We start from the raw sequence: 12,164 nt of genomic DNA, 5'->3' as shown, positions 1-12,164 counted from the left end.
TTACTCAGCCATAAATTTCCTGGTGAATTGCTTTTCGGTCATAGCCCATCGCAGTGATGGTTTCCTTTGCTTCATCGATCATATTCTTCCAGCCGCATAAATAAAAATGTGCAGGAGGTAATTCATCACCGTTCTTTTTTTTGCTGATCAGTTCTTTATACACCTGGTGCACATAACCTTTCACGCCATCCCAGTCTTCTCTTGAAAGTACCGGTATATAATGAATGCCTTCATTGGCAGCAGCCAGAGCATTCAGTTCTTCGAAGTATAAAAGATTTTCCACTTTGCGTGTACCAAAGATCAGGTACACATTCTTATGGGGTATACTATGCCTGGTGATACCGTGCAGCATACTCCTGAATGGTGCTATACCTGTACCGGTGCAGATAAGATAATAATCTGTTTCCATTACTTCAGGCAGGGTAAATACGCCCTGTGCACCACGGAATAATATCTCGCTGCCCACCGTTACTTCGTTGAATAGATAGGTAGTGCCTGCTCCTTCTTCCATCAGCACGATCACCAGCTCAAAAACATTGCTGCCATCGGGCCAGCTGGCAATGGAATAGCTGCGCCAGCGTTTATTCTTTTTTTCATGAATGGGCAGGTCCAGCGTAACAAACTGCCCGGGTTTAAAATCAAAACGCTCCAGTTCAGGTACTTCCATCCAGAAGCGGCGGGTATTGGCGGTCTCATTTTCTATCTTGATCACTTTAGCAATGCGCCAGGGTTCAATAGCCATATCGTTATTTTTCAGAAAGATAATAAAAACTAAGTAATAAAAAACCAAAGCATAACGGCTAAACAAAATGAAATTTTGTTATACCTCCGTATCTTTGCAGCCGCATGAACCTGGAAGTGTTGCTGAAAGAATATGCCAACGACCCCCGCTGTTTTAAAATAGTGGATGGCATCACATTGTCTCAACCGCAGCGATTACACTTATCCGGCCTGCATGGCAGTGCTTCCCAATTCATTATTTCGGCAGTTTTTAATCATCCCGCAGCTGCACAGCTCAACCATCTCATCGTTTTACGGGATGCAGAAGAGGCCGTTTATTTTCATAATACCTTAGAGAATCTTACCGGAGCTTTAAACCTCTTTTACTTCCCTGCTTCTTTTAAAAATAAAAAGAATTACAGCCTGCTCAATCCCAGTCACGTAATGCTGCGTACCGAAGCGCTCACCCGCTTAAGTGGTGGCAGTAATAAGAACATCGTGATCACTTATCCCGAAGCATTGTTCGAAAAAGTGGTGCTGTCAAAAACACTGGCAGAAAACATCATCTCCATCAAACAGAGTGATACGATAGATGTAAATGGCATACTGGGAAAGTTTGTGGACTATGGTTTTGAAAGAACAGATTTTGTATACGAACCCGGGCAGTTTGCCATCCGTGGTGGTATACTCGACATCTATTCCTTTGGTAATGAAAAACCTTACCGTATAGAATTATTCGGTAACGAAGTGGATAGTATCCGCATATTCGATCCCGAATCGCAATTGAGCGAAAGAAAATTATTACAGGTAAATATCATACCCAATGTAGATATACTGCAGAATGAAGCAGGAGAAAAAATTTCTTTCCTCGAATTTCTCCCGGAAAATACAGCACTGTGGCTGGAAGACTGGCACTTCATCAAAGAAAAAATTGAACAGCAGGAAGAAGATTTTGGAATATGGCAATCGGAATTCAGCAGCCGACCAAAAAGTACCGATACAGAAGACACACTCAGCACCAAAGAATTTACAGCAGAAGATATAGTAACCGCCACTGCAGTGGAACAACAGTTGCAGTCAAGGCATATCATTGAGTTTGGCAACAAAGCTTATTTGCAGGATAACAGCGCTGCCAGCCGTACCCTGCAGTATGCTATCAAAGAACAACCGGCATTCAATCGCCAGTTTGATATACTCATCAGGAACCTGAAAGAATACGAAGCAAAGAAGTACAATATTTATTTGTTTGCCGAAAACCCCAAGCAGCTTGAAAGGCTGTACACCATTTTCCAGGATCTGAAAGCAGAGATCAATGTGGTGCCTGTACCCACTTCTATTCATGAAGGTTTTATTGACGACGACCTGAAAGCAGTTTGTTATACCGATCACCAGATATTTCAGCGCTACCATAAATACAAGGTAAAACAGGCATTCAGTAAAAACAAAGCGCTTACATTAAAAACCCTGCGTGAATTACAACCGGGAGATTATGTAACGCATATCGATCATGGGGTAGGTGTATACAGCGGCTTGCAAAAAATTGAAGCCAATGGCAAATTACAGGAAGCCGTACGCATACAATATAAAGATGGCGACCTGCTGTATGTAAACATTTCATCGCTGCATAAAATAAGCAAGTACAGTGGTAAAGAAGGCAGCATACCCAAGATGAATAAACTGGGCAGTGATGTATGGAGTAAATTAAAAGACAAGACCAAGAAACAGGTAAAAGATATTGCCACCGACCTGATAAAATTATACGCACAGCGCAAAAGCCAGGAAGGATACGCTTTTAGCCCCGATAATTATATGCAGGCCGAGCTGGAAGCAAGTTTTATTTATGAAGATACCCCCGACCAGAATAAAGCCACTGTAGATGTAAAACGGGATATGGAAAAACCATCGCCAATGGACAGGTTAGTGTGCGGCGATGTGGGTTTTGGTAAAACAGAAATTGCCATCCGTGCTGCATTCAAAAGCTGCTGTGATGGCAAACAGGCTGCCGTATTGGTGCCTACCACCATTCTTGCTTACCAGCATTATAAAACCTTCAGCGACCGTTTAAAAGATTTTCCTGTTACGGTGGATTATGTAAACCGCTTTAAATCTTCCAAAGAAAAAAAAGAGACCCTGCAAAAATTATCCGAAGGAAAGATCGATATCATCATTGGTACACACGCATTGCTCAGTAAAGACGTTAAGTTCAAAGACCTGGGTGTGATGATCATAGATGAAGAACAGAAATTTGGTGTAGCCGCAAAGGAAAAATTAAAACAGTTAAGGGCAACAGTAGATTCATTAACACTAACGGCAACGCCTATACCCAGAACACTGCAGTTCAGTTTAATGGGCGCACGGGACCTGAGCATCATCAACACACCGCCGCCCAACCGCCAGCCTATACAAACAGAAGTAACGGTATTTAATGAAGATGCCATCCGCGATATGATCTATTACGAAACGGAAAGAGGCGGACAGGTATTCTTTATACACAACCGGGTGAACGGCCTTTCGGAAATGAAAGGATTGATACAGGGCCTTTGCCCCGACCTGAGCATTGCATTTGCTCACGGGCAAATGGATGGCGACGAACTGGAAGACACCATCCTCGACTTCATGGATAAGAAATACGATGTGCTGGTTTGTACCAACATTGTAGAAAGCGGCGTGGACATACCGAATGTAAATACCATCATTGTAAACAATGCCCACCAGTTTGGCCTGAGCGACCTGCACCAGTTAAGAGGCCGTGTAGGCAGAAGCAACAAAAAAGCTTTCTGTTATTTACTGGCGCCGCCCATGAGCACACTACCACCCGACAGCCGTAAACGCTTGTCAACATTAGAACAATACAGCGACCTCGGTAGTGGTTTCCAGATAGCAATGAGAGATCTTGATATACGTGGCGCAGGTAATTTATTGGGTGGCGAGCAAAGTGGATTCATCGCAGAGATCGGTTTTGAAATGTACCAAAAGATATTAGACGAAGCCATCCGCGAATTAAAACGCACCCAATTCCGTGACCTGTACAAAGAAGAGATACAGCAGCAGGATGATTTTGTAAGTGACTGTAGCATTGATACCGACCTGGAGATACTGATACCCGACAGTTATGTGGAAAGCATTACTGAAAGACTGAGTTTGTACAGCCGCCTGGATAATTGTGAAACCGAAAAAGACCTGCAGGATTTTCATACCGAAATGACGGATCGTTTCGGGCCCATACCGCCACAGGTAGAAGATCTTTTTACAACTGTCCGTTGCCGTAAACTAGCTGTGGAACTGGGTTTTGAAAAAATGTTCATAAAAGACGAAGTGCTCAAATGCTTTTTTGTAAGCAACCCCGAATCGCCTTATTTTACCAGTGCTACCTTTAATGGCATTTTACTATTTTTACAAAAAGGCACCAATAAAGCTAAACTGAAACAGGTGGGCAAGAATGGTATACTCGTGGTGCAGGACATAAAGACCATGAGCGACCTGCATGAGTTTTTACAAAGAATGACGAATAGCATTGCTGCTTAAATTTGTTGGCATTCATTCCTTGCTATAATTTTCTTTCATGAATAAAAAAGAATACGGCCTTCTCTCACTGCCCGTAATAGTTGCGGCGCTGGGTTTTTATGTAGATATATTCGACCTGTTGTTATTCGGCGTGGTACGCATCAAAAGCCTCAAGTCGTTGGGTTTGCCGGAAGATGCCGTATTATCAAAAGGAGAATTGATAGTAAGTATACAATTGATCGGCATGGTGGTAGGCGGTGTACTGTGGGGTATAATAGGTGATAAGTTCGGACGTTTGAAAGTATTATTTGGTTCCATCCTCCTCTATTCCCTCGCCAATATTACCAATGGTTTTATTACCGATTTGAACCAGTATATCATCGTTCGCTTTATTGCCGGTGTAGGCCTTGCAGGCGAACTGGGTGCAGGCATTACACTTACTGCCGAAATATTACCGAAGGAAAAACGGGGCCTTGCAGGCACCATCATCGCCAGTTGTGGTGTGCTCGGTGGTATCTCTGCCGCCCTGTTATCCAAATTCATCACCGATTGGCGAACCCTTTATTTTATAGGTGGTGGTATCGGCCTTGCATTACTGGCATTGCGTGTATCCGTAGCCGAAAGTGAAATGTTCACATCATTGGGTAATAGTAAAGTACAACGCGGCAATTATCTTCTATTCTTCAACAATAAGAACCGTTTTCTTCGGTTTGCCAAAGGCATGCTGATAGGGATGCCGGTATGGTATTGCATCGGGCTGCTCATGTTTTTTGCCAATGAATTTGCCACCCGTATGGGTGTACAGGGTATTACGCCCGGCGATGCGATCCTCTATCAATATATCGGCCTGGGCTTTGGAGATGTAAGCGCGGGTTTGATCAGCCAGCGTTTGCAAAGCAGGAAAAAGGCGCTCTACTTTTTCTATTTTGTATTTGCCATTTTTATGGTGCTGTTCTTTACACAGCACAACAGTTCGCCCGCATGGTTTTATTTTATTTGTGCAGGGCTCGGTTTTGGTTCCGGAATTTCAGTATTGTATATCATTACCAGTGCAGAACAATTTGGCACTAACTTAAGAGCATCAGCCTCTTCCTCCATCACCAATATTGTAAGAGGATTTACGCCATTATTGTTATTTATTTTTGCGCAATTGAGAGAGAATAAAGCAATAGGATATATCAAGGGCGCCTGGTTACTTGGCATCGGCGTAATGATCATCTCCTTCACAGCACTCTATTTCACCAAAGAAAGTTTCGGCAAAGACCTCGACTTCATCGAAGAATGATCCATAAACCTTAATCCCCTTAACTTCTTAATGTTTAAAAATCGATCGCAGATCGGTTTCCAAACTCCTCCATGTTCTCCAATCGACCAGCGGTCGATTCCCTACCGAATCAGCATCACCGTCTGCTTCTTCTCAATCGTATTCCCCTTAAAGTCGATACCATTCGCCATTACAACATATACGCCACCGGGCTGTTTGTCGCCCTTCCATTTCCCATCCCAGGCCTTATTGTAATCAGAAGAAGAGAAGATCAATTGTCCCCAGCGGTTAAATACCTTCAGGTAATTGAATTGCTTGATGCCGACAGGCGTGCCTTTAAAATCATCATTCAGCCCATCACCATTAGGCGTAAACGCAGTGGGCAGGTAAATATCCGGCCCCTTGTAGATCTTCACTTCCACATCATCATAGCTTTCGCAGCCTTCGGGCGTAGAAGCCTTTAGAGTAAATACCTGTGTGGAAGTAAGAATAGTAACCGGGTTGGGTATAGTAGGATCGCTTAAAAGATAAGCAGGTGTCCAGCTATAACTCAAACCACCGCTGGCACTCAGTTGCACCGGCTGGCCTGCGGCAGCAATAGTATCATTGCCGGCAAAAGCATTGGTGCCATATATATTGATCGTTTTTTCCAGCGAATCAGAATAACAGCCGTTGGAAGCCGTAGCATACAATTTTACTTTATACGCACCATTGGCAGTATACATATGCTGTGCATTTTGAGTAAGCGCCGTACCACCATCACCAAACACCCATTTCCATTGTGTTACAGTGGCGGAATTATCTACCGCACTAAAATCCACCAGCGCAAACTTACAGGCATCTTTAAAATTAATGCTCACACTCGGACTGGGGTTTACATAAAACGTCTTGCTGGCAGTATCACTCACACAACCCAGGTTGCTGGTAGCCACCAGCTTCACCGTTTGCGAACCTGCAGTAAATGTATTGGAAGGATTTTGCGCTGTACTGAACTGCGTACCGTTATATACCCACGACCATTGCGTAACCGTGCCGCCATTTACTTTCGACGAATCCGAGAACTGCACCGGCAAGCCATTACATACCGGTGTACTGTACCCGAAATTAGCGGTGGGTTTACTATTGATCACAATAGGTTTCTTAAGCGTGTCTGAAGCACAGCCTTTGGCATTGTGCACCACAAGCAGTACCGTATCATTACCCGTAGCAGTATTGAATACAGTGGAAGGGTTTTGCTGGTTCGATATGCCACCGCTGGCGCCTAAGGTCCACCACCATTGATTAATGGGAACACCATCTGTTGTAGTGGAAGCATCAGTAAGCGTAACACTGGTTGCCTGGCAAATTGTTCCATAATTAAAATTTGCAGTTGGTTTGTTTACTACAAAAACAGCTTTCGTTTGTATTCCAGTGCATCCTCCCGGGCCCGGACTTACATAAAGCGGATAAGCGAAAAGCGATACACCATGGCTTCCTGGTGTTAGATAAGTGTATGTAGGATTTAATGTATTGTAAACAATATTATTATCAATTTGCCAGTTCCATGTAACCGTAGCAGTATCCCCCACCGCAGGAACAGCATTACCTGAAAATAAGGTGGGTTGACCTAAACAAACAGAATCCGTAAAAGTAAAATCTGGAATCGGTGGCCCATAAATATGTACAACTTTATACAACGTATCTGATTCGCAACCCTCCTGGCTTTTTACCACATGTTTTATGAATTTATCGCCCGGTGTTGTATATATAACCGGCACGGAAAACGTAGTGCCTGTTTGTCCATTATTATCCAAATCCCAATAATAAGACTGTAAGGTGCCAACTGTTACAGTGGAAGTGCTTGTAAAAGCCAGCGGATTATTCTGTGGTCTGAACATGCAATTGCCATTAGTAGTAAAACTTGCAATTGGCTTAGACCCAATAGTAATGGTCTGCGTATTCGTAGCTTCACAGCCATCTGCACCAATTACTCTTTGTATAACAGTATATAGCCCTGCCGTAGTATAAGTATGCACCGGGTTCAGGTTCACAGAATCAATTGGGCTGCCATCTCCAAAGTCCCAGTAAAATTTTGCAATAGTGGAGAATGCCACCGTCGCATCTAAAAATGTAATGGGTTCATTCACACATTTTTTTTGCGTGGTACTGAAATTAAAAGCGGGGCTCAAAGCGGTTTTGAATCTTTGTAAATTAAATTCTCCGCCTGTGCTTCCGGTGAATCCCCAATAAACCATTGGATTTCCTGCAAATACGGTATTTACAAGATCCCTCACAGCACTTACTCTTAAACTTCCGTCTATATAAATTGAAAGCGTCGTTGTAGCGGCGTCCCATTGAACACGCATGGTATGCCAGGCTGCATCCTCGATATCATTACTTCCGTTTACAGCAGTAACAGGACCGGCAATATTATTAGCGCTGTTATGATTGATATCTCCGTTCAACTGGATGGCGATATGATCATAAGATGGGTCATTATCCGGCGAGCTGTTCTGGTACGTATCAATAGTTACACCAACAGCAGGTGTAATGCCTGAATAACCCATACCATTACCGCTGCTGCCTACACTGGTACTTATGGGCTGCAACACAAATGCAATACCATCTGCACCGGCTCCGCCAGGCTGGGGGCTTCCCAGCCAAACGTCGAACTTAAAGTCAAAAGATTGTGTAAGATTGATCTTGTTATTGTTCCACACCGAGCCGCTTTGTCCGCCGGCGGCAGGTGTTAAAGTATAAGCATTGCAGGCAGTTTGTGTGGCACTTCCGTTAACAGTGTATTGTTGTGCAAAAAGGATTTGACTGCAGCAGCTAAAAAAGAACAGTAGGAAATAATTGATGGTAAGCTGAACTCTCATGCTATAAAAATAGATTTTTATTGTTATTGTTATAGCAGGCAGTTAATAAATAAGGCTATCCCAAATATAGGATAGCCTCCGCATTTTTTAAAAAGATTTATTAATCCCAGCCTTTCTTAGCAACGCCGTCTGCCACAGCTTTCAGGGCAGCCGCTTCTCCAAGCATGGTGGTCATTTTATTGCCTTTACCATCGTGGCCCTGCGCCATATAACCGCCACGGGATGTTTTTGTAATAACTGCATCCTGCATAGGAACGTTCTTTTCCTTGGTTTTCATGCAGTAAGCTGTGATCATGTTACTCATTTTCTTTGAATTTATTGTTAGTAATTATGGATGAATAAAAGCCTTCGGGGTACAAGCTACAGAAAATAGGGGATTTACCAAAACAACCCCACAGGCACCCCAGTTCCTTTTCCACAGCAAAGATTGCAAACGCATTGCAGTATAAAAGATATTCATCAACTGTATAGGCTATATTATAAGGGCAAAGGCTTATCCCTAAAGCAGCTTTTTGACCGTAAACCCTTTTGCTTACAGGCTTTTATAAAAAAATCCGCCTCCTAAGATCCGCCCACGATACACTGGTCAATTAAAATGGGAGCCGATGGCTCCCATTCAATTTTATCTAATTATGTGATTTAAAATCTTAATAACTTTTCTGCCCACAGGGCCTTAAAAAGCCGTTTTGTATTGCCCGGATTATTTTTCCTGGTCAGCAGTACCGGTTACTTCGTAACGGATGGTATTGCCATCGATCACTTCCTGGTAATAAACACCGGCAGGTGATACAAAATATTTCTCCTTTTTCAGGATCACGGTTTTAGAGCCTTCCGGCAACCTGTCGAACCTGGTACCCACTTCTGGAGTAGTGTTGGTGGGTTGCGGCGCTGGAATCACTTTATCATTAGTGGTGGCCTGGCTGTTATCATTATCGTTATCAATTACAGGAGGAGGAGGAGGAGCAGGTGCATCTTCTTCGGTACCGGCGCCGGTATTCAGCACGCCATCCGTACCCACCACCCTGTAGCTCAGCTTATTTTTTGCACTGATCTCTTCCTGGTAAAAAGTCCCGCCCAGTTCATAATACTTCACACCATCTATCACGGTTACTTTAGCGCCGGAAGGCAGGTGCTTAACAGTAGCGCCCAGTGGCGGAGCTGTTACTTCGTATCCACCACCGCTGTAAGGGCGATAGTACACACCATCGTAATAGTAATAAGGATTAGCGCCAATATAGAAAGGATAATAACCCACGGGCAGGATATTGATCCTGAAACCGAATGCAGGGCCAAAATGCACATAGGAATAAGAGTAAGGTGCCCTGTATACCGGCCTGCTGTAATAAGGCCTTGCATAATGATACACCGGCGGCCTGCCAATGTTAATAGAAACAGACGGACGAACCGGCCTGTAATTGTAAGAATAATAACCACCGTAATGGCGGCCACGGTCATTGTAACGGCGCTGTGCCGAAACACTGGTACTGATAGCCAAAGCCAATACGAGTACGAAGATCGTTAAGGGTAGTTTTGTATTGCGTTTCATAAAATTGTTTTTTTCTAGACGATAAATTTACCTAAAAGTTACATGGCTTTTTTAAAACAGAAACTATTTAACAAATAGATTAAAATTCAATAAAAAGTCCCGCCGGTGGGCGGGACTGCTTCATAAATAGCTTTGTCCATTATGCGTCTATCTTGGCATATTTCGCATGCGTTTCAATAAATTCCCTGCGGGGTGGCACCTCGTCGCCCATTAACATACTGAAAACACGGTCTGCTTCTGCAGCACTTTCAATAGTAACCTGTTTCAATGTTCTTGTTAAAGGGTTCATAGTGGTTTCCCATAATTGCTCGGCATTCATCTCTCCCAAACCTTTATAGCGCTGAGTATTCACACTCTCGTCTTTGCCCTGGCCAAACAATTGTATCAGTCCTTTGCGTTCTTCATCTGTCCATGCGTATTCCTGTTCTTTTCCTTTTTTAACCAGGTATAGGGGTGGTTGTGCAATGAATACATAACCCTGTTCCACCAGCTCCTTCATGTAGCGGAAAATAAAGGTCAGTATCAATGTGGCGATATGGCTACCGTCCACATCCGCATCCGTCATGATGATCAGTTTATGATAACGCAGTTTGGAAGTATCCAGTGCCTTGGGGTCTTCCGGCGTACCGATCTTAACACCCAGTGCGGTGAACATATTCCTGATCTCTTCATTATCATAGATCTTATGTTCCATTGCTTTTTCCACGTTCAATATCTTACCACGCAAAGGCAAGATAGCCTGGAAGCTCCTGTCCCTGCCCTGTTTGGCGGTACCACCCGCCGAGTCTCCTTCCACCAGGAACAGTTCGCATCTTCCGGGATCTTTATCACTGCAATCGGCCAGCTTACCGGGTAAGCCACCGCCCGTTAATACACTTTTGCGCTGCACCATTTCCCTTGCCTTACGTGCTGCGGCCCTTGCCTGTGCAGCCAGTATCACTTTCTGTATAATGGTCTTGGCCTCTTTAGGATTTTCTTCCAGGTAAGCATCCAGCACACGGCTTAAAGTGGCATCCACCACACCCATTACCTCGTTATTACCCAGCTTGGTCTTGGTTTGTCCTTCAAACTGCGGCTCGGGAACTTTTACCGATATAATTGCGGTTAGCCCTTCCCGGAAGTCATCCCCTTCAATTTCTACTTTTGCTTTTTCAAACAGTCCCTGTTTTTCGCCGTAGCTTTTAAACACCCTGGTGATACTTCTGCGGAAACCAGCCACATGCGTACCCCCTTCAATGGTGTTGATATTGTTTACATAGCTGAAGATATGTTCCTGGTAACCGGCATTGTACACCATCGCTACTTCCACAGCCACATTGGTACCGGCATCATGCCCTTCGCAATTGATCACCCTTGGTATCAGTGACAAACGGTTGGCATTCTTATCGATCATTTCCACAAATTCAGAAATACCACCTTCGCTGTAAAAAGTTTTGGTATAAGTGCTGCCATCATCTTCTTTTTCCCTCAGGTCGTTAATGGTGATGGTGATCTTACGGTTCAGGTAAGCCAGTTCTCTTAAACGGCCTTCTAAAATATCTTTGTTATAAATACCGGATGAAAAAATAGTAAGGTCGGGCCAGAACTGTACCTTGGTACCATGCGTATCAGAAGTACCAATTTCACGAACCGGGTATTTTGGGATACCGATACCATATTCCTGTTCAAATATTTTACCATCGCGGTTTACGGTTACATGCAGTTTGGTGCTCAATGCGTTCACGCAACTTACACCCACACCATGCAAACCACCCGATACTTTATACGAATCCTTATCGAATTTACCACCGGCATGCAGCACGGTCATTACCACTTCCAGCGCACTTCTTTTTTCCTTGGTGTGCATGGCGGTTGGGATACCACGTCCGTCATCTTCTACAGTGATAGAATTATCTTCATTGATAGTTACTGTAATGTTCTTGCAATGGCCGGCAAGGGCTTCATCAATGGAGTTGTCCACCACCTCGTACACCAGGTGATGCAAACCCTTGATACCAATGTCTCCGATATACATGGCAGGCCGCTTGCGCACCGCCTCCAGTCCTTCTAAAACCTGTATACTGTCGGCGCCATAACTGGCTTTTTGTGCGGCGGTGATTTCTGCTGTTTCTGTGCTCATAAATGGGGGGATATCTCCTTATTTTTTTATAAAAACGATTATCGGCAAATATACTGAAAATAAGGCGTTTTTCCCAGTATAAAATACCTTCCAAAACGTTAATTACTTATAATTTTTCCACAGCTTTTTCAATTACCGAAAAGCGGAAAAAAA

The 12,164-nt window shown here is 43.8% G+C and carries 7 protein-coding genes; 2 read left to right on the top strand and 5 right to left on the bottom strand.

The annotated features are described in order from the left end of the window. Nucleotides 1-4 precede the first annotated feature (4 nt). Nucleotides 5-742 carry a ferredoxin--NADP reductase gene (locus tag QM738_RS09715; RefSeq protein WP_462276494.1) on the bottom strand — a complete coding sequence of 246 codons (738 nt, stop codon included), beginning with the start codon at nt 740-742 and terminating at the stop codon, nt 5-7. 104 nt (nt 743-846) lie between these two features. Here QM738_RS09715 and mfd point away from each other — a divergent pair, with 104 nt between their 5' ends. Together mfd and QM738_RS09705 are read left to right on the top strand one after the other, a co-directional pair. Then, the gene (gene mfd, locus QM738_RS09710) at nt 847-4,245 is read left to right on the top strand and encodes a transcription-repair coupling factor (RefSeq protein WP_462276493.1); all 3,399 of its coding nucleotides are present in this window, start codon (nt 847-849) and stop codon (nt 4,243-4,245) included. Between the two features lie 37 nt (nt 4,246-4,282). After that, nucleotides 4,283-5,509 carry an MFS transporter gene (locus tag QM738_RS09705; RefSeq protein ID WP_462276492.1) on the top strand — a complete coding sequence of 409 codons (1,227 nt, stop codon included), beginning with the start codon at nt 4,283-4,285 and terminating at the stop codon, nt 5,507-5,509. Nucleotides 5,510-5,610: 101 nt separating this feature from the next. On the opposite strand, the gene QM738_RS09700 is transcribed toward QM738_RS09705, so the two are convergent. The 4 genes from QM738_RS09700 to gyrB form a co-directional block, all read right to left on the bottom strand. Beyond that, nucleotides 5,611-8,346 (bottom strand): lectin-like domain-containing protein, encoded by a 2,736-nt coding sequence (locus tag QM738_RS09700; protein ID WP_462276491.1) that lies wholly within the window; start codon nt 8,344-8,346, stop codon nt 5,611-5,613. Nucleotides 8,347-8,446: 100 nt separating this feature from the next. After that, on the bottom strand, nt 8,447-8,650 hold the full coding sequence (locus QM738_RS09695; RefSeq protein ID WP_462276490.1) for a hypothetical protein: 204 nt from the start codon (nt 8,648-8,650) through the stop codon (nt 8,447-8,449). A 396-nt stretch (nt 8,651-9,046) separates the two neighbouring features. Continuing rightward, nucleotides 9,047-9,892: a DUF6515 family protein gene (locus QM738_RS09690; protein ID WP_462276489.1), complete on the bottom strand. Its 846-nt coding sequence runs from the start codon at nt 9,890-9,892 to the stop codon at nt 9,047-9,049. A 139-nt stretch (nt 9,893-10,031) separates the two neighbouring features. Beyond that, nucleotides 10,032-12,011: a DNA topoisomerase (ATP-hydrolyzing) subunit B gene (gene gyrB, locus QM738_RS09685; protein WP_462276488.1), complete on the bottom strand. Its 1,980-nt coding sequence runs from the start codon at nt 12,009-12,011 to the stop codon at nt 10,032-10,034. Nucleotides 12,012-12,164 lie beyond the last annotated feature (153 nt).

The sequence above is a fragment of the Ferruginibacter sp. genome (assembly GCF_049840995.1).
Taxonomy (GTDB): Bacteria; Bacteroidota; Bacteroidia; order Chitinophagales; family Chitinophagaceae; genus Ferruginibacter.
This window is presented reverse-complemented; position numbering and strand designations above follow the sequence as displayed.